This is a genomic window from Saccharothrix carnea, assembly GCF_003014735.1.
Classification (GTDB): Bacteria; Actinomycetota; Actinomycetes; order Mycobacteriales; family Pseudonocardiaceae; genus Actinosynnema; species Actinosynnema carneum.
The window spans coordinates 250,345-268,660 of the sequence record NZ_PYAX01000010.1; the positions used below are offsets into that span (position 1 = coordinate 250,345).

Annotated in this window: 19 protein-coding genes; 7 read left to right on the forward strand and 12 right to left on the reverse strand. The window is 70.7% G+C overall.

Annotated features, from left to right (window positions below):
* Nucleotides 1-177 precede the first annotated feature (177 nt).
* The 4 genes from B0I31_RS28540 to B0I31_RS28555 all read right to left on the reverse strand — a co-directional run bounded on the left by B0I31_RS28540 (nucleotide 178) and on the right by B0I31_RS28555 (nucleotide 4,153).
* Nucleotides 178-867 carry an eCIS core domain-containing protein gene (locus B0I31_RS28540; protein ID WP_106618465.1) on the reverse strand — a complete coding sequence of 230 codons (690 nt, stop codon included), beginning with the start codon at nucleotides 865-867 and terminating at the stop codon, nucleotides 178-180.
* A gap of 98 nt (nucleotides 868-965) precedes the next feature.
* On the reverse strand, nucleotides 966-2,966 hold the full coding sequence (locus B0I31_RS28545) for an ATP-binding protein (protein ID WP_106618466.1): 2,001 nt from the start codon (nucleotides 2,964-2,966) through the stop codon (nucleotides 966-968).
* Nucleotides 2,963-3,571 carry a Pvc16 family protein gene (locus B0I31_RS28550; protein ID WP_106618467.1) on the reverse strand — a complete coding sequence of 203 codons (609 nt, stop codon included), beginning with the start codon at nucleotides 3,569-3,571 and terminating at the stop codon, nucleotides 2,963-2,965. The genes B0I31_RS28545 and B0I31_RS28550 overlap by 4 nt, the downstream gene beginning before the upstream one ends.
* Before the next feature lie 96 nt (nucleotides 3,572-3,667).
* Nucleotides 3,668-4,153, reverse strand: coding sequence for a hypothetical protein (locus B0I31_RS28555; protein WP_146173974.1), 486 nt, complete (start codon nucleotides 4,151-4,153; stop codon nucleotides 3,668-3,670).
* 159 nt (nucleotides 4,154-4,312) lie between these two features.
* Here B0I31_RS28555 and B0I31_RS28560 point away from each other — a divergent pair, with 159 nt between their 5' ends.
* The 3 genes from B0I31_RS28560 (at nucleotide 4,313) to B0I31_RS28570 (ending at nucleotide 6,239) form a co-directional block, all read left to right on the forward strand.
* Nucleotides 4,313-5,140 carry a helix-turn-helix domain-containing protein gene (locus tag B0I31_RS28560; RefSeq protein WP_106618469.1) on the forward strand — a complete coding sequence of 276 codons (828 nt, stop codon included), beginning with the start codon at nucleotides 4,313-4,315 and terminating at the stop codon, nucleotides 5,138-5,140.
* Nucleotides 5,141-5,143: 3 nt separating this feature from the next.
* A complete protein-coding gene (locus B0I31_RS42710) occupies nucleotides 5,144-5,377 on the forward strand; it encodes a DUF397 domain-containing protein (RefSeq protein WP_106618470.1) in 234 nt (77 codons plus the stop codon).
* 208 nt (nucleotides 5,378-5,585) lie between these two features.
* Nucleotides 5,586-6,239: an NPCBM/NEW2 domain-containing protein gene (locus tag B0I31_RS28570; protein WP_181320474.1), complete on the forward strand. Its 654-nt coding sequence runs from the start codon at nucleotides 5,586-5,588 to the stop codon at nucleotides 6,237-6,239.
* A gap of 8 nt (nucleotides 6,240-6,247) precedes the next feature.
* On the opposite strand, the gene B0I31_RS28575 is transcribed toward B0I31_RS28570, so the two are convergent.
* The 7 genes from B0I31_RS28575 to B0I31_RS28605 form a co-directional block, all read right to left on the reverse strand.
* Entirely contained in the window at nucleotides 6,248-7,000 is a 753-nt protein-coding gene (locus B0I31_RS28575; RefSeq protein ID WP_146173975.1) for a caspase family protein, read from the reverse strand.
* 91 nt (nucleotides 7,001-7,091) lie between these two features.
* Complete coding sequence (locus tag B0I31_RS28580; protein ID WP_181320476.1) at nucleotides 7,092-8,384, reverse strand: ABC transporter substrate-binding protein; 1,293 nt, start codon at nucleotides 8,382-8,384, stop codon at nucleotides 7,092-7,094.
* Between the two features lie 13 nt (nucleotides 8,385-8,397).
* Nucleotides 8,398-9,498, reverse strand: a complete 1,101-nt coding sequence (locus B0I31_RS28585; RefSeq protein WP_106618474.1) for a branched-chain amino acid ABC transporter permease — start codon at nucleotides 9,496-9,498, stop codon at nucleotides 8,398-8,400.
* On the reverse strand, nucleotides 9,495-10,382 hold the full coding sequence (locus B0I31_RS28590) for a branched-chain amino acid ABC transporter permease (RefSeq protein ID WP_106618475.1): 888 nt from the start codon (nucleotides 10,380-10,382) through the stop codon (nucleotides 9,495-9,497). The genes B0I31_RS28585 and B0I31_RS28590 overlap by 4 nt, the downstream gene beginning before the upstream one ends.
* Nucleotides 10,379-12,232 carry an AMP-dependent synthetase/ligase gene (locus tag B0I31_RS28595; protein ID WP_106618476.1) on the reverse strand — a complete coding sequence of 618 codons (1,854 nt, stop codon included), beginning with the start codon at nucleotides 12,230-12,232 and terminating at the stop codon, nucleotides 10,379-10,381. The genes B0I31_RS28590 and B0I31_RS28595 overlap by 4 nt, the downstream gene beginning before the upstream one ends.
* Nucleotides 12,229-13,032 (reverse strand): ABC transporter ATP-binding protein, encoded by an 804-nt coding sequence (locus tag B0I31_RS28600; RefSeq protein WP_181320478.1) that lies wholly within the window; start codon nucleotides 13,030-13,032, stop codon nucleotides 12,229-12,231. Before B0I31_RS28600 ends, B0I31_RS28595 begins: the two co-directional genes overlap by 4 nt.
* A complete protein-coding gene (locus B0I31_RS28605; protein WP_106618478.1) occupies nucleotides 13,029-13,814 on the reverse strand; it encodes an ABC transporter ATP-binding protein in 786 nt (261 codons plus the stop codon). Before B0I31_RS28605 ends, B0I31_RS28600 begins: the two co-directional genes overlap by 4 nt.
* Nucleotides 13,815-14,025: 211 nt before the next feature.
* On the opposite strand from B0I31_RS28605, the gene B0I31_RS28610 reads away from it, so the two are divergent.
* The 4 genes from B0I31_RS28610 to B0I31_RS28625 all read left to right on the forward strand — a co-directional run bounded on the left by B0I31_RS28610 (nucleotide 14,026) and on the right by B0I31_RS28625 (nucleotide 16,645).
* Complete coding sequence (locus B0I31_RS28610) at nucleotides 14,026-14,400, forward strand: ATP-binding protein (protein WP_106618479.1); 375 nt, start codon at nucleotides 14,026-14,028, stop codon at nucleotides 14,398-14,400.
* Nucleotides 14,397-15,143, forward strand: coding sequence for a SigB/SigF/SigG family RNA polymerase sigma factor (locus B0I31_RS28615; RefSeq protein ID WP_106618480.1), 747 nt, complete (start codon nucleotides 14,397-14,399; stop codon nucleotides 15,141-15,143). The genes B0I31_RS28610 and B0I31_RS28615 overlap by 4 nt, the downstream gene beginning before the upstream one ends.
* Nucleotides 15,144-15,197: 54 nt before the next feature.
* Nucleotides 15,198-15,566 carry a hypothetical protein gene (locus tag B0I31_RS28620; protein ID WP_146173976.1) on the forward strand — a complete coding sequence of 123 codons (369 nt, stop codon included), beginning with the start codon at nucleotides 15,198-15,200 and terminating at the stop codon, nucleotides 15,564-15,566.
* Between the two features lie 155 nt (nucleotides 15,567-15,721).
* Nucleotides 15,722-16,645, forward strand: coding sequence for a baeRF2 domain-containing protein (locus B0I31_RS28625; RefSeq protein WP_106618482.1), 924 nt, complete (start codon nucleotides 15,722-15,724; stop codon nucleotides 16,643-16,645).
* A gap of 625 nt (nucleotides 16,646-17,270) precedes the next feature.
* On the opposite strand, the gene B0I31_RS28630 is transcribed toward B0I31_RS28625, so the two are convergent.
* Nucleotides 17,271-18,233, reverse strand: coding sequence for a DNA topoisomerase IB (locus B0I31_RS28630; protein ID WP_106618483.1), 963 nt, complete (start codon nucleotides 18,231-18,233; stop codon nucleotides 17,271-17,273).
* Nucleotides 18,234-18,316: the final 83 nt, after the last annotated feature.

Consider the following 18,316-nt stretch of genomic DNA (forward strand, 5'->3'; position numbering starts at 1 on the left):
TCGTGCGGACGGTTCTGCCGCTGTGCCGTCGATGCTGCTGCGCTTCGGCGACGGGCGAAACGACCGCGGGGGCTGTGCCGGTGTGCGCCGTTGGCTGCCCAAAGGTGCAGCCGGCCGTTGACGCACAAGAGAAAACCCCGCCGCGCGGGAGGCGCGGCGGGGCGAGCTTCGGTCGGGTCAGACCGCTTCCTCGTCGTCCTCTTCCCGCTGCACGGACGGCGCGACGTAGGTCTGCGCCGTCTCCTCGTCCTCGACCTTCTCTTCCTCCCGTTGAACGGCGGGAGCGGCGGCGGGAGCGGGCTCGGCCATGATCCGGTCGGCGGTGCCGCTCGCCTCGCGCTCGAACCGGTCGGACGGGTCGCTGACCTTCACCCCGCCGCCCGCGTCGGTGCCGTCCACGGGACCGTTGCGCTGCTGCACGACGTGCGTCAGCTCGTGCGCCAGCATGTGCTTGCCCGAGTCGGACGACGGGTCGTACTTGTCCTGCTGGAACACGATGTCCGAGCCGACCGTGTACGCCTGCGCGTTGACCGACTTCGCCGACTCGTGCGCCGCGCCGTCGGTGTGCACGCGCACGTCGCCGAAGTCCTGCCCGAAGCGGGACTCCATGTCGGCGCGCACGTCGACGTCCAGCGGCGATCCGCCGGAACCCACCACGCCGTGCACCGGCGACTCCCCGGCCTCCTCCACCACCGTGCTCGCGCCCGCGTTGCCGACCGCCCGTTGCAGGTCGAGCAGCCCGGCGGCGCCGAGGACGTCCGGCCGCCCGGCGGCGGCGGCACGTCCCAGCAGGTCGTGGTCGGCGTGCTCGACGCGGTCGCCTTTGGGCCGCAGCCCGCTGTCAGCCTCGTGGTCGTGCTCGCGCATGGTCGCTCCCTCGAACGCCAGTACAGGTCCATCGTGCAACCTGGCCGCACCGCCGAACCAGGACCGGCGGGGCGGCTCTCACTGCCCGAAAGGGCAGTTCACCGGGTCGTGCTCGTCATCGCCAGCTCCAGGTACCGCCCGAACTCCCGCTCGCCGACCAACCGGCCGAGCTTGCGGTACTCGCGCGCCACCGCGCCGACCACCTCCGCCATCCCCACCGGGCCGCCCGCCTCGGCCGCCAGGTACGCGGCGGTCACCGCGGCCGACCGGATGTGCCCGCCGGCCAGCTCGAACGCCGAGGCGAGGAAGTCGAGGTCCACCTCGACGCGCGGCGCCGTCACGCCGAGGCAGCGGTCCCACAGCAGGCGGCGCAACGGCTCGTCGGGCACCGGGAAGTCCACCACCACGTCCAGCCTGCGGGTGAACGCCTCGTCCAGGTTCGCGCGCAGGTTCGTGGCCAGCACCGCGATGCCGTCGAAGGTCTCCATGCGCTGCAACAGGTACGCGCTCTCGATGTTGGCGTAGCGGTCGTGCGCGTCACGGACCTCGGACCGCTTGCCGAAGATCGCATCGGCCTCGTCGAACAGCAGCACGCCGTTCACGCCCGCCGCTTCGGTGAAGATCCGCTCCAGGTTCTTCTCGGTCTCGCCGATGTACTTGTCCACCACGGTCGCCAGGTTCACCGTGTACAGGTCCAGGCCCAGCGACGCGGCGATGACCTCGGCGGACATCGTCTTGCCGGTGCCGGAGTCGCCCGCGAACAGCCCGGTGACGCCCCGTCCCCGGCCGCCGCCCGGCCGCATCCGCCACTCGTCGATGACCCGGTCGCGGTGGCGTGCCCGCGAGGCCAGCTCGTGCAGCAGGCCCACCACGCCCGCGGGCAGCACCAGGTCGTGCCAGTCGACGGCGGGCTCGATGCGGCGGGCCAGGCGGTGCAGGCCGGCCGCGTTCTGGCTGCGCGCGCCCGCACGCAGGTGCTCGGTGGTGACGACACCGCCGTCGACCAGCGCGGACACCGAGGCGGCACGGGCCGCGCGGGCGATCTGGCCCGGCCCGAGGACGAAGTGCGCGGTGGCGGCGGCCGGGTCGACCTCCGGCGCGAGGCTGCCGTCCAGACCGGCCCGCCACAGCTCGGCGCGGTCGGCGACGGGCAGCGGCGAGGCGTCGTGCGGCAACGGCGGGTCGGTGCTCCAGCGCGGGTCCCACACGTTCGGGCCGAACACCACCAGCGGGATCGTGGGATGCGTCAACGCGGCCAGCGGCGGCTCCTCCTCGACCGGGCCTAGCACCACCCCGGCGTGCCGCAGCACGGCCTCGCGCCGCACGGCGGCCGTCAACGCCTGCTGGTCGGGTTCGGCGCGCAGGCGGGCCGCGTCGACTTCGAGGACGGCGAAACCGGCGTCGCGCAACGCCGCGGCGGCCATCTCCGCCGCACCACCACCCGGCCGTTCCCGCAGGTAGAGCAGCTTCACCCGGGCACGCAGTGCACGGCCCAGCCTGCCGACGTCGGCCGCCGCGACGTCGTCCACGACCCGGGCGACGCCCGCCAGCGCGGCGTCCAGCAGGTCGTCGCCCAGCAGGTGGCTCACCACCCGGTCGGGCACGCGCAGGGAACGGGACAGGAACGGCCGCTCCCGGTCGTCCACCACGAGCAGGCCCGCCGACCGCAGCGGTGACGCCGGGTCGAGCCGGGCCCGGCCCGCCGCCGACGCCTCGGGCAGCCCGCACAGCCGCAGCGCCAGGCCCGCGGTCGCGCGGCGGCGTGTCACGTCGTCGTTCAGGTAGCCGTAGAACTGCTCGAACCGGCTGTCGACGTCCGGCGCGAGCGCGACCAGCAGCAGCTCGACGTCCAGCCCGGTCAGCCCGGCGGTCTCGGCGAGGCCGCCCAGCCTGCCGGACGCCACCGAAGCCTGGAACGGCACGAACGGCTCGCGCCGGGTGGCCAGCAGGGCGTCGATCGCCTCGTCGGACAGGTACAGACCGCGGAACGGGTCGTCCGGGTTGTGGTCGGCGCCGCGCCGGGCCGCCACCGCCGTCCGGATGCGCCGCTCCAGCGCGGCGAGCCGGGTGAACAGGTGGGGCAGGCTGCCGGTGTTCATGGTCGCCTGCGGCTCATCGCCACGCGGTGGCCGACCGAGTCGCCGCCCATGGCCAGCCTCATGCCCTCCTCCACCGGCGGCCCGGCCGCGAACACCCGGCCGGAGTCGATCGGCGCGGACACCACCACATCCAGCGACGGTTTCAGCTCACCACCCAGCGCGGTCCAGACGTCCGCGAACGCCCGGTCCTCCGGCGGCGGCAGGGCGACCGTCATCGGCACCGGCAGCCCCAGCTCGGCCAGCGACCCGGTGAGCAGCCCGACCGGCACGGACTCGTGCCGCAGGAAGCCCACCAGCAGCTCGGACAGCAGCCGGTGCTCGTCCTCCGACCGTTGGGTCCACGCCGTGACCAGGTAGGACAGCTTGATGTGCCGCGGCGGCAGGCGGCGGGCGGTGACCTGGCCGTTCTCGTAGGAGTTCAGCAGGCCCCGCTGGCGGCGGCGGAGGTCTTCGCGGATGTCGTAGAGGTAGACGTCGACGGTGGGCGCGTTCCGCCGCGCGGCCCAGTCCTTCGTGGGCGCGTCGAACGCGACCTCGACCTCCGTGCCGCGCAACGCGTCGTCCCGGACCAACCGCCTCAGCGCCTCGTCAACCTCGTGGATCACGCACCCACTCTCACCCCGTCGCCGTGCCCGCGGACAGCGGCCACCCGACGAACCTTGGGGCAGCGCGCGTTGCCCCTCCGGGCAGCGCCGGCACTCTCAGACCGGCTCCGACACGGACCCGACCTGCGCCGCGACGACCGCCGCGGCCGTCACCTTGTCCGTGGCGTCCTCCACGGTCACCATCGCCTCGACCGCCGCCAGCACCGCCGCGTCGGCGATGTCCGCCACCTCGATCGCCGCCCGTGCCGCCGCGCGGGCCCGCTCGGCCGCTTCGTCGGCGCCGACCCGGGCCGCCGCCTCGGCCTGCGCCAACGCGTGACTGGCGGCCGTGCGCGCCTGAGCGGCGGCGTCGTGCACATCGTCCAGGCGCTCCTCGGCGGCCAGCACGAGCCTTACGTCGCGCAGCGTCGCACCCGCCTGGTCGCGCAGGGCCGCCACGTGCGAGCGACCGAGGACGATCTCGATCCCGTCGCCGATCGTCAGGATCGCCTGGCCGTCCATCGCGCCACGCAGGTACAGCCCTTCCCCTTCGCCGACGCTCACGGTGAGGCTCATCCGGTCGCCGCTCGATCCCAAGGTCATGCTCCCGCCCTTTCTTGATCACCGATCACGGCCCGTGGACCCTGGTGATCGATTGATTACAGCGTGTGGAAAACTTCGATGTGAAGCTGGTTGCGTTCCCGGGAAAGTTCCCATGTTCCCGGGAAGTCCGGCAACCTGAGTCACCCGAACGGAGTTCCCATGCCGAGGAAGTCGCCTGGCCCGAAGGCCAAGGGCCTTGGTGCCGAGCTGCGCATCCTGCGCAAGCTCGCCAAGATCACGCTGGAACAGGCCTCGGCGGCGATCGGGCTGTCGAAGCAGGTGCTGTCCCGCCTGGAGACCGGCCAGCGCAACATCTCGCCCGACGAGGTCGCCGGCCTCCTCGCGCTCTACGGCGTGACCGGCGGCCAACGCGACAAGTTGCTGACCATGGCGCGCTCGCTCAACGACCCCGGCTGGTGGGAGTTGAACGCGCCGGGAATGACCCAGGAGTCGGTGACCCTGGCCGACTACGAGGACAGCGCCAGGAAGATCACCGACTGGTCACCGCTGCTGGTGCCCGGCCTGTTGCAGACCCCCGAGTACGCCGGTTCGTTCATGCTCGACGACGGCCTCACACCCAGCGAGGTGGAAGCGCGACTGGCCGGACGACTTCGCCGCCAAGAGCGACTGAACCGGAACGACGTCCACTACACCGCCCTGATCGGCGAGCCCGCGTTGATCGGCAACGACGACATCCACCGCAACCAACTGACGGCGCTGGCCAAGGCTGCGGAACGACCGAACGTGACCATCCGCGTCGTACCGATCGCGGCGATGCCACGCCTTGGCCGGGTCGGCGCGTTCATGATCCTAGAAGTGCCGCGCGTCGTCGTCCACATCGAGATGGCGCGATCCGGTGCGTTCCTTGACGAAGAGCCGTTCACCACGCCCTACCTGCGTCGGGCCGCACGGCTCAGCGAAGTCGCGCTCAGTGCGACAATGTCCATGCGCCGCATCATCACCCTGCGAGACGAAATGGACGTGTGAACCATGCAGCAACCAGCGCCGACGTGGCGTAAGTCGTCCCGGTCGCAGTCGCAGTCCAACTGCGTCGAAGTCGCATGGCGCAAGTCGTCCCGTTCGGAGTCGCAGTCCAACTGCGTTGAAGTCGCACACATCGGCGTTGGCGTGGTGCGTGACAGCAAGAACCCGACCGGGCCGGTCCTGCGCGTCGACCTCACCGCCCTGCTGGCTGCGATCAAGGCCGGGAAGTTCGACGCCTGAGCGCGGTCGACCTCAGAGCACCCCGGCCAACGGACGTGGTCGGGGTGCCACCCGCCGCCGCAATCGTGCGGACAACTCGCACAACTACTCGGATTGACGCTTTTCGCCTCCATCCGGGCAAATGCTGCTAACGTGCTGCGCCAGTCGAGACATTACCCGACATTATCCCGAGTTCGGCTCACGTCTTGGACCTGAAGGGGTCGCCGACATGGATGACCAGGACTTGAACGACGCACGCGTTCGCCGGAAATACTTATCAGTGGCGTGGCTGTCCGCCGCCGGGGTGGCCGTACTGGTCGTGGGAATGATCATCGGCAGCTCGCTCGACGCCGAACCGGCCACGCCCCTCGCCGACCGTCCCCCAACATCACCGCAGGTCCAACCCGCCACGGCACCCCCGGAGAGCACCGCACCGCTGAGACCGGGCGTCACCTACCTGGCCGATCTCCCGCCGGTCGACAGCAGTTCGATCGACGACATGTACGTCGAGAGCCCCTGGACCGCCGCGTCCGCAAAGGTGCGGAAGGTCCAGTACACGAAATCCGTTTCCGCCACCGGCGCCTGGTGCTCGTCCGCCCGGCTCACCTTCGCGCTGGACGGCAAATACGCCCGGTTCACCGCCCAGGTCGCGATCGCGGACAATTCATTGGCGACCAAAGAACTCGACTTCTACGTCCTGGTGGACGACCAACGCGTCGCCGAGGTCCCGAACACGGGCACCACACCCCAACCGGTCGACGTCCCCGTCGCCGGCGCACGCCTGCTGACCATCGGCGTCGAACCCCCGCCGGAGGAGCCCAGCGGCTGCCCCGGCCCGGAACGCGTCGGCGTCTGGACCGACCCCGCCCTGACCACGTCCTGAGGTCTACGTCAGCTCGGCGGCGAGATCGGCGACCTTGGCGCCGTCGTACCGGAGCAGGAGTTCGCGTTGCGCACGACCGGACGCAGGCCGCCGTCGCCCATCACGTGGCAGACCGGCTGGGGCACCGGGCGGTTCACCAGCTTCGCCCGGATCGCCTCGTGGATCGTCGGGGCGTCGAGGTAGTCGGCGCCGTTGACGACGCCGAGGCGCAGCACGTCGATCAAGGCGTCGGTGAAGGCCGTGTGGTGTGAGCCGTCCGAGAAGGTGGCCACGCGACGGTCCGCGTCGGTCGCGCCGAGGATCACCCCGCGACCGGAGACCGCGGACCAGCCCGCGTTGCCCGCGTAGGAGCAGTCCAGCATCACGACGTCGTCTTCGGACATCGGTAGCCCGATCGAGTCGAAGCGCAGAGCCGATGAGCGGAAGTTCCCGGGGTCGGTGTCCCGCACCCCCAGGTAGAGCCCACCGTGGTCATCTTGGTAACCGTGACCGGCGAAGTAGACGAGCAGGCGGCCCTCGGTCCCCACGGCACCCGCGGCCGACCTGATCGCCCGGACGACCTCGCCGGCGGTGCCGGGGTCCTCCAGCACCGTGCAGTTCTCCGCGGGAAGTCCCCACAGCCGCTCGTCGCGCAGGAGCCGAGCCAGGTCACGGGCGCCCGCCGCGACCTTGGGCCGACCCCGTTGGAGCCGGTACTGGGCGGTGATCAGCACTGCCCGCGACGTGGCGGGATCCGGTAACCCGGCGGTCGGTGTGGACACGGGAGCATCGAACACCATTCCCGCGCTCACCACCCGCTGGACGGCACGCGGCGGCCGGCCCGGCGGTGGGGCGCCGGGCCGGCCGCGTGGATCAGGTGTAGCAGGGCTTCTCGAACTTGAAGTCCTTCGCGGTCGGTCCGGTGAAGAAGTCCTCCACCAGGCCCACCCCGGTCGCCGCCTGCTCGTCCGGCTTGTAGATCAGCGTCTGCCGGAACGCGGCGTCGTTGGAGTTGCCCGCGAAGTTACCCGCGCCCTCGGGCAGCATGCCCTCGTAGTCGACCTTGTCCAACTGCCGCACCGCCGCCAGCACACCGGCCCTGGTCAGGTCCTTGTTCTCGGCCGCCTTCGCCAGCGCCGCCTTCAACGGGTACGACCACACCCACCCGGCCGTGTAACCGTCGTTCGGCGTCACGGTCGGCAGGGCGTCACGCAACGCCTTGTGCCCCGGCGAATCGGTCGCCCACGACTTCCACGGCGCCGACTGCAGGTACAGGGCCTTGATCGCGGGCGCCGCCGGGCTCTGCATCAGGCCCTGGTTCCACGTCGGCGAGGTGCCGATGAACTTGCCCTTGAACCCGCGCGCCGCCGTCTGGCCGATGATCACCGCCGCGTCGGTCGGCCCGGTGGTCAGGATGACCACGTCCGGCTTGTTCGCCAGCACCGCGTCGATCACGCCGCCCTGGTTGTCCTGACCCGTCTGGGTGACCGCGTTGGTGAACGTCACGCCGCGCTTCTCCGCCGCGATCTTCGCACCGGCTGCCGCGTCGTCGCCGTAGTCACCGGGCAGGTGCACGGCCATCACGCTCTTCGCGCCGAGCTCGTCCACCGCGTAGTCGACCGAGTTCATCGACTCGACGCAGTAGTTCGCGCCGGACTCCAGCACGACCTCCTCCACGCCCCACAGCGACGTCCACGACGCGGGCACGCTGACCATCTGCGTGCTCTCCAGGTCGGGCAGGATCGCCGCGGTCGTCGGCGAGCCCAGGGTCTGGGCCAGGGCCAGGACCTTGCCCTTCATCTCCTGGTAGACCTGGTTGTGGATCTGCGGGTTGTACTTGTTGTCCTTGACGTGGGTGGTGACGTCGACGTCGTAGCCGCCGATGCCGCCCTGGTCGTTGACGCGCTTCCAGAACGCCTTCTGCGATTCCGTGATCGGCACCGCGAGCGTCTTGAACGGCCCTTCGGTCAGGTCGGAGATCGACCCGAGGTAGATGCAGCCCCGGTCACTGTGACCGGTGTCCGGGCACGGCTCGCTGGTCACGCCGAAGTCGACCTTGATACCGCCCTTGCCCTCCTGCGGGGCCGCGCCGTCGCCACCGCGACAGGCGACGGATACCAGCGCCACCACGGAGAGCACCGCGAGCACCGCTCTGTGACTTGCCATCCCATCCACCCTTTCAGTACGAGAAAGGCCAGGTGCGCCAGTAGTTGCGGACGCGCACCCAGATACCGAACAGGCCACGTGGCTCCACGATCAGGAACACCACGATCAGCAGCCCGTAGAGGACCGCCTCGACCTGGAACACCGTGACCGCACCGGTCGCGTCTGCGCTGATGAACGGCAGCACCGTCGGGAGTTCCCGGGTGATGCGCGGCAGCAGCGTGATGAACAGCGCGCCCATGATCGCGCCGGAGATGGTGCCCGCACCGCCGATGAGCACCATGGCGATGTACTGCACCGACAGCAGCAGGCCGAACGACCCGGGGTCGAAGAACCCGTTGACCACGAACAACAACGAGCCCGCCACACCGGCGTAGAACGACGACACGGCGAACGCCAGCGCCTTGTACCGGGTGAGGTCCACGCCGATCACGGCCGCCGCCAAGTCCCGGTCCCGCACCGCGGCGAACGCCCGCCCGATCCGCGACCGCACCAGGTTGCGCGCCAGCACCGCGAAGATCACCAGCAGCACGAACATCAGCAGGTACAGCTGCTGCGGCCCGCTGAAGAACTCCGAGGGCCGGTCCAGCCGCACGCCGAACAGCTCGGGCACCGCCGCCGGCCGCCCCACACCGGGACCACCGGTCAACGACGTCCACTCGCGGAAGACGTGCTCGCCGAGGAACACCAACCCGAGCGTCACGATCGCCAGGTACAGCCCGCGCAGCCGGGCCGCGATCGGCGCCACGACCAGCCCTGCCAGCCCCGCCACCAGCCCGGACGCCAGCAGCCACACCGGCAGCGACGTCACGCCGAACCCGAGCACCCGCCCGTCCGGGTCACCGGACAGCGCCGCGCCCGTGTAGGCGCCGATGGCGAGGAAGAACGCGTGCCCCAACGACACCTGCCCCGCGTACCCGGTCACGATGTTGAGCCCGATCGCGCCGATGGCCGCCACGAACCCCGTGGCCAGCAGCATGAGCAGGTCGTCGGTGATGGCGAACGGCACGAGCAGCGCCACCACCACCAACGCCCCCGTCCACGTCCGCTTGGGGCGCGTGTTGAGGAACGCCATGTCCTGCGCATAGGACGTGTAAAGCTCCGGACGACCCTTCACAGGCGTTCGACCTCCTTGCTGCCGAACAGCCCATAGGGCCGCACGAGTAGCACGACCAGCATCAGCACATACGGCGCGACCAGCGCGAAGTTCGGCCCGAGCCACGGCGCCACGTCACCCTGGTAGGTGCCGACCAGCGACTCCACGACCCCGACCGCCAGCCCGCCGACCACCGCGCCGCCCAACGAGTCCAGGCCACCGAGGATGATCGCCGGCAACGCCTTCAGCGCGATCACCCACAGCTGCTGGTCCACGCCCGCGCCGGTGGCCACGAACACCCCGGCCAACGCCGCCAGCCCGCCCGCGATCGCCCACGACAGCGCGAACACCGACCCGACCGAGATGCCCTGGGCCAACGCCACCTCCTGGTCGTAGGCCACCGCGCGCATCGCCAGCCCCACCCGGGAGAACCGGAAGAACGCGAACAGCACCGCGACCACGGCCACCGTCGTGCCGAACATGACCAGGTACCGCTGCTGCACCTCGACGCCGAGCAGCGTCACCGTGGACAAGCCCCACGGGTCGCCGACCTGCCGCACGTCCAGCCCGATGAACGCGTTGGTCACCACGCGCACCACCACGTCCACGCCGATGGTGATGATCGCGACCACGAACACCGGCTTGCCGATCATCGGCCGCAGCACGGTCCGCTCCACGCCCAGCGCCAGCACCGCGATCAGCACCGCCGCGACCGGCACGGCGGCGAAGAACCCGATGTCCGCGGCCAGGTAGCTGACCAGCACCGCGCCCGCCAGCATGAACGCCGGCTGGGCGAAGCTGATCACCCGGGTGGACTTGTAGATGATGACGAAACCCAGCGCCAGCAGCGCGTAGATCGACCCGGAGCCCAGGCCGCGGATCAGCGATTGCAGGAACTCGGTCATCCGCGCCCCCCGAGGTACATGTCGTCCACGAGCTCGCCGAACACCTTGGCCAGCGCCGACCGCTTCACCTTCTGCGTCGCGGTCAGCTCGCCGTCCTCGTGGTCGAGTTCCTTGGGCAGCATGCGGAACTTCTTGACCTGCTCCACGCTGGCGAACTGCTCGTTGACCTTCGTCACGATGCCCTGCACCAACTCGCGCACCTCGTCCTTCTCCGCGAGGTCGCGGTAGGTGGTGTAGGTGATCCTGCGCTGCCTGGCCCAGTGGCCCACGGTGTCGTACTCGATGCCGATCAGCGCCACGAGGTACGGGCGCTGGTCACCGAGCACGATCGCTTCCTTGATGTACGGCGAGGTCTTCAGCGCGTTCTCGACCTCGGACGGCGCCACGTTCTTGCCGCCCGCGGTGATGATGATGTCCTTCATCCGGTCGGTGATCCGCACGTGCGTGCCGTCGACCCACTCGCCGACGTCACCGGTGCGCAGCCAGCCGTCCGGGGTCATCGCCCGCCGGGTGGCGTCGTCGTCGCGCCAGTAGCCCGCGAACACGCCCGCGTGCCTGGTCTGGATCTCGCCGTCGTCGGCGATGCGCAGCTCCACGCCGGGGTGCGGCTCGCCGACCGTGCCGACCTTCACCCGGCCGGGCCGGTTGCCGGTGGCGACGGCGCTGTTCTCGGTCATCCCGTACACCTCGTGCATCGGCACGCCGATGCCCATGAAGAACCGCAGCACCTGCGGCGAGATCGGCGCGGCGCCCGACGACGCGTACCGGACGTGCCGCATCCCGATCCGCGCCTTGAGCGCGCGGAAGCAGAACAGCCAGCCCACGCCGTACTTGAGCCGCGTGGCGAACGTGTGCCTGCCGCCGTTGCGCACCAGCTGCTCGCCGAGCCCGTCCGCCACCCGCAGCCAGAACCGGGTGGTCGCCCGCTTGAGCCAGGTGGCGCTGGACGAGCTGATCGTGATGGCCGCCAACACCTTCTCCCAGATGCGCGGCACGCCGAACAGGATCGTCGGCTGCACCTCGCGCAGGTTGGCCTGCACGGTCTCGATGGACTCGGCGAAGTGCACCTGCACCCCGGCCGACGCGCTGAACCACGTGGTGAAGATGCGCTCGGCGACGTGGCACAGCGGCAGGTAGGACAGCGTGATGTCCGCGGGCGACGGCGGCGGGTCGGTGAACCCGCCGCCTTCGACCAGCGACTGGACGGCGAACTCGACGTTGCGCACGGTCAGCATCGCGCCCTTGGGCGGCCCGGTCGTGCCCGAGGTGTAGATCAACGTCATCACGTCGTCCGGCTCGACCTCGCGCATCCGCCGCGCGACGGCGTCCGGGTGCTGGTCCCGGTGTTCCGCGCCCAGCGCCAGGAAGTCGTCCCACGACAGCAGCTTCGGGTTGTCGTAGCGGTGCCGGATGCCGCGCGGTTCGAGGTAGACGATGCGTTCCAGCTCGGGCAGGGCGTCCAGCACGGCCAGCGCCTTGTCGACCTGCTCCTGGTCCTCGGCGATGAGCACCCGCGCCCCGGAGTGCGACAGCAGGTAGGCGACCTCGCTGGCCGGGTTGGTCGGGTACAGGCCCACGGTGATCGCGCGCACGGCCACCGCGCCGATGTCGGCGTAGAGCCACTCGCGGCGGTTCTCCGAGTGGATCGCGACCCGGTCGCCGGGGTCGACGCCCAGTGCCAGCAACGCGTGCCCGACCAGCTCGGCCTGCGCCCAGTACTGCGACCAGGTGACCTCGCGCCAGATGCCGAAGTCCTTGGCCCGCAGCGCGACCGCGTCCGGCGTCCGGGCCGCCCGGTCGCGCACGCGGGTCACCACAGTGGTGAGACCGGTGGTGGTCGCCGTGGTCATGCCGCACCTCCCACGCTCTGGTGCGCCTCGCCGAGGTAGGCCCGCACGACGTCCGGGTCCTGCTGCACCTCGGCGGGCGTGCCGGTGCGGATCGGCTTGCCGAAGTCCAGCACCATCACCCGGTCCGCCAGGTCCATCACCAGGCCCATGTCGTGCTCGACCATGACCATCGCGATGCCCAGCTCGTCGCGGACGTCGAGCACGAACCGCGCCATGTCCTCGGTCTCCTCGACGTTCATGCCCGCGACCGGCTCGTCCAGCAGCAGCACCTTCGGCTCCATGGCCAGCGCGCGCCCGAGCTCCACCCGCTTCTGCACGCCGTACGGCAGCAGGCCCACCGGCAGGCGACGCCACTGCTCCAGTTCGAGGAAGTCGATGACCTCCTCGACGGCCTCCCGGTTGGCCAGCTCCTCGCGCCGCGCCCGGCCGACCCACGCGAACGCGGCCAGCGCCCCGTACCGCATGTGGTTGTGGCGGCCCAGCATCAGGTTCTCCACCACGGTGAGGTGCGCGAACAGCTCGATGTTCTGGAACGTCCGCGCGATGCCCATGGCGGCGATCTTGTGCGGGCGCCTGCCCAGCACCTCCTCGCCCTGGAACTTCACCGAGCCCTGCTGCGGCCGGTACACGCCCGACAGCACGTTGAAGATCGACGTCTTGCCCGCGCCGTTGGGGCCGATGATCGCGAACAGCTCGCCCGCGGCGACGTGGAACGACACGCCGTCCACGGCCGTGACGCCGTCGAACGCCAGCGTCACGTCCCGCACTTCCAGCACGTTGCCCTGCGCTTCCTGGCTCACGACAACCACCGCTTCCGCCGCTTGTAGTGCTTCACGTCGCGGAACGACTGCGCGGTGGCCTCACCGCGCAGGCCCAGGTAGAACTCCCGCACGTCCTCGTCGGCCAGCAGCGCCGCGGCGGGCTTGTCCATCACGACCTTGCCCGTCTCCAGCACGTAGCCGTGGTCGGCGATGGACAGCGCCATGGTCGCGTTCTGCTCGACCAGCAGCACGGTCGTGCCCGCCGCGTTGATCTTGACGATGAGGTCGCGGATCTGCTGGACCATGAGCGGCGCCAAGCCGAGGCTCGGCTCGTCCAGCAGCAGGTAGCGCGGCTCGGACATCAGCGCCCGGCCGATGGACAGCATCTGCTGCTCGCCGCCGGACAGGTAGCCGGCGCTCTGCCGCCGCCGTTCCCGGAGCCGGGGGAACAACTCGTACATCCGGTCCAGGTTCTGCTTGATGCCGCGCGGCCTGGAGTGCCCGCCGATGCGCAGGTTCTCCTCGACCGTCAACTCGGCCAGGATGCGCCTGCCCTCCAGCGCCTGCTTCACGCCCAGCGTCGCGATGCGCGTCGGTGACGCGCGGTGGATCGGTTCGCCGTCGAGGGTGATCCGACCGCGGGTGATCTTGCCGTCGTGGACGTCGAGCAAGCCGGACAGCGCTCGCAGCAACGTCGTCTTGCCGGCCCCGTTCGCGCCGAGAAGGGCGACGATCCGCCCCTCGGGAACCCTCAGGCTCACGCCGCGCAGGACCAGCATCACGTCGTCGTAGACCACCTCAAGGTTGTTCGCCTCCAGCACCAGGCGCCTCCGGGGATGTCGGGGAGGCGATCAGTATGACTCCGATCACAGGGTTACCTACCGCTGTTCGCAAACCGTGATGAACCAGCCCACCGCATGTTCGGCTTTCACGATTCTGTTGCTCAGTCCTGTGTGGACTGGTGTAGCGACCCAGGACCGTGGGTATGCCCCCGGCTACTGGAACGAGGGTTGTGAGGAGCGTTCACCGCGCATGGACCACTCGGAGGTGGAGCTCAGGGTGGCGGCCAGGCCGGCCCACCTCTCGACCGTTCGCGCAGTCGCCGGGGCGATCGCGCGACGGGCTCCCGCACTGGCCCTCGACCTGGCGATCGACCTGGTCATCGCCGTGGACGAGGCGTGCGGCGCACTGATCGCCCGGACCCTCGACCCCTCGGCCGTCCTGCTGTGCCGGTTCGCCCGGGAAGGTGATTCCGTGCGGTTCCGGGCCGAGGTCCGGTCATCGGCCGTCACCGTCCCCGATCATGACTCGTTGTACTGGCGGGTTGTCAGTTCCGTGACCGATGCGGTGGCCACCTGGGTTGACGGGGAGGGCCGGTTGCAGGTGGAGCTGAGGTGTCGGGCATGAACGCGGTGGACTACCAGCCGCTGTTTTACGAGCTGGCGGAGGCCGAGCGGGACGGCGAGCACTACCAGCGGCTGCGTGACCGCTTGGTCACCGAGCACCTGCCCATGGCCAGGCACATCGCCGACCGGTTCGCCGAGCGCGGCGAGTCCGTGGAGGACCTGCGGCAGGTGGCGGCGGTCGGGCTGATCAACGCCGTGGACCGGTTCGACGTGACCCGCGGCATCGACTTCCTGGCGTTCGCCGTGCCCACCATCACCGGCGAGGTGCGGCGGTACCTGCGCGACCAGGGGTGGGCGGTGCGCGTGCCGCGGCGGTTGAAAGAGCTGTGCGTCGCCATCGACACCGCCCGGGTGGAGCTGTCCCGGGTGTCCGGGCGCACGCCGACGCCCAGCGAGGTCGCCCGGCACCTCGGCATCGAGGTGGACGAGGTGTACGAGGGGCTGCACGCGATGTCGGCGTACCACCTGCTGTCGCTGGACGAGCAGTCGATCAGCGAGGAGCTCAACCACGCCGACCGCCTGATCAGCGACGATCCGGCGTTGGAGGTCGTCGAGCTGCACCACGCGTTGGACCCCATGCTGCGCGGGCTGCCCAAGAGGGAGAGGCGGATCGTCGTGCTGCGCTTCTTCCGCGGCATGACGCAGAGCCAGATCGCGGACTCGGTCGGCGTGTCGCAGATGCACGTGTCGCGGCTGCTGAGCCGATCGCTGGCCCGGTTGCGGTCGCTGCTCGATGATGAGTAGCGACCGGGTGACCGGGGTCCACCGGGAGCGGGCGGGACGGAAGGGGTGGTCGCCGTGGTGACAGCTCAGGCGAAGCTGGCGTGGCCGCAGCGGGCGGCCCTCATCCTGGGCGTGCTGCTGGTCGCGTGGGGCGTGCTGGACCTCGTGCGCGGCGAGCCGCGGTTGGGGGTGCTGCACCTGGTGACCGGTGTCGTCATCGGGGCGGCGGCGGTGCGGACGCGGGTGGCCCGGCTGGTCGGCTCGCTGATGGGCGTGGTGTTCCTGGTCGTGTTCGCGTTCGGCGTCAGCGAGTCGGGTGGGGCGATGGACGCCGGTGCGGTCGGCAATGCCGTGCACCTGCTGATCGGCTTCGCGTCCGTGGCCGTCGCCGAGAGCTGCGCGTGGTGCGAACAACGCGCCCGCCGTGCCGCCGGCTCCAGCTGACATTCACTTCGTCTGAACGGGTTACACACTTTCGGCGGACTCCTGGCCACTTTCACGGAATCCGCTTTCCCTTCTCCCCGCTGCGCGATGGTTGCCGTGGGGTTGCACCACCCCCCTTTCGGGTATCACCCGAGTGACCCGAACGGGGAGGACCGATGCACACGGCAAGTCTGCAGAACCTGGTCAACGTCGAAGGGCCATTCGTTTCCGTGTTCCTCGACGTCGGCGATCACGTGGACCTGCGGTGGCGGGCGATGCGCGACCAACTCCAAGCCATGTCCGCCGACCCGTACCTCGTGGCGCTGGCGCACAACGCGATCATGTCGGGCGTGACGCCTCGCGGCCTCGCCGGCCGCGGCCTGGTCGTCGGCGGCGGACGCGTCCTGGTCGACCAGTACGTCCCCGTCCCACCGACCGGCTACACGGCCCGCACCGGCCCGCTCCCCTACGTCCTGCCGCTGGTCGACCTGTCCGAACCCCTCCTGCCGCACGTGGTCGTGCAGGTCGGTGAGCACGGCGCGGACCTGCGCGGCGTCGACCCGACCGGCCGCCCGGTGGCCGTGGCCACCGTGGGCGCCCGACGCCCGGGCCGCCGCCTGGACGCCGACGAACTGGCCGACGTCGCCCAGGAAGCGACCACCCTGGTGGACCGCCTGGGCGCGCCGCTGCTCGTGCTCGCCGGCCCGCTGGCCGGCCGACGCTCCCTGCGAGTCGCCCTCCCCACCCGCTACCACCACCTCGTGGTCGAGGTCGAGGGACCTCCGGACCGGGCGGTGCTGCACCTGGCCGGCCGGGCGAACCAGGACGCCCGCCGCGCAGTCGTCGAACGCTTCCGCGACGAATCCACCCGCCTGACCGGCCGCGCCGCACACGGCCTCGACGCGGTCAGCCGAGCCCTGGCCGATGGACGGGTCGAGACCCTGCTGCTCACCGACACCCTCGTGGGCTCCCGCGAACTCGACGGCAAACGCGCCGACGAACTGCTGCCCTTGCGCGCCGTCGAGTGCGGCGCCGAAATCGCCCTCGTCGGCGGCGCAGTCCGCCTACACGAAGACGTCGGCGCCCTCCTCCGCGAGTGACTCCCGCCCCTGTCTGCCTGCCCGGTGCTCCCCGGCACCTCCCCTGATCACCCACCGATCACGATGGCAGCCACGGGCCGAAGGGTCGGCGACCCGGCGCCGGCAGCCCGATGGCCACAGGGCCAGGCCGTGGACGCGGCCAGGCGGTGGGCAGCCGGCGGCCTGGTGGAGCCAGCGATCCGGTGGCCAAGGCGTCCGGCGGTCCGGTGGCCAAGCGGCCCGCTAGCCAAGCCGCCCGATGGCCAGCCCGGTCCGGCGGTCCAGCGGCCAGGCGGTCCAGCGGCCAGGCGATCCGGCGGCCAGGCGATCCGGCGGCCAGGCGGGGTCAGGTGGTTCGGTGGGGTCAGGTGGTTCGGTGGTTCGCGGCCGGGCGGTCCGGTGACTTCGGTGGGCCGCGGCGGGTGAGTGGGCGTGGGGGCCGGGTTGGTGGTCGTGAGGGCTGGGTGGCGGTGGGGGGCGTGGAATGGGTGGGTGGTGTGTGGGTGGGGGTGTGGTTGGCGAGGGCTCCTCATGGTTTTAACCGAGGATCGGGAACAGTGTTTCCGTACATTTTTGGCCGTTGATCACTCGAAAGTGTGACCGGGGCCAGTGGCCGAGCTGGGGAAATGGAGGAAGTGAAACTGGTTCACTTCCGTAGCATTCGCAGGACGGCGCGTTCCACTGTCTCACGGTCGGCCGATTTCGGCTTGATCATCACACCCTCGTGGAACAGGTGGACGATGCGTGGGTCGACGTAGGACTTCCTGGCCACCGCCGGGGTGTTGCCCAGGTGTTCCGCGACCTCCCGCATCACCTCGACCTCCACCCGCTTCTGCCCGCGCTTGGACTCCGGCCGGCCTTCCCGGGCGAACGCCGCAGCCGCCAACACGGTCGCGTGCCAAGTCCGCAAGTCCTTCACCGAGAACTCCGACCCGACCATCTCCTTGAACCGCTCGTTCACGTCATCCGACCCCACCGCGCACCCCCGCGCGTCGACCAGCAGGCGCTCCTCACCGGCACGGCCTCGGAGCAGGCCCCGAACGGCCCGCGCCAGCACCTCGTCCTCCACCGCGGTGGTGAACTCGATGCCGCCCTTCGCCGGGTAGCGGAAGTCCACAGTGGACCCCCGCACGGTCACGTGCGAGCACAGCAACGTGGCCACGCCGTGCGTCCCGTTATCCGCCGCGTACGTCTCACCACCGACCCGGAACACGCCGCGCTCCAGCACCGCCAACGCCACCGCCAGCACGCGCTCGCGCGACCGGCCCCGCCCCCGCAGCTCCCGCCCCAGCTCCGCCCGGAACCCCGGCAGCAGCGGCGCCAGGGTCAGCACCCGGTCGTGCTTCTCCTCGTCCCGGTCCTGCCGCCACCGCTCGTGGTACAGGTACTGGCGGCGCCCGGCGGCGTCGGTGCCGACCGCCTGGATGTGACCGTTCGGGTGGGGGCACACCCACACGTCGCGCCACGCGGGCGGGATGACCAGGGACTTGATCCGCGTCACGGACTCGGCGTCGAGCGGCTCGCCGCCGGCGTCGGTGTAGCTGAAACCGCGGCCCCGGGCGCGGCGGTGCCAGCCGGGCGCGGACGGGTCACTGCGGCGCAATCTCACAGCGGGCAGGTTCCCGGCGGTCCGCGGGTGAAACACCACGGGTGCACACCGACGAGCACGTGCGCCAGAGCGGAACGCCGTTC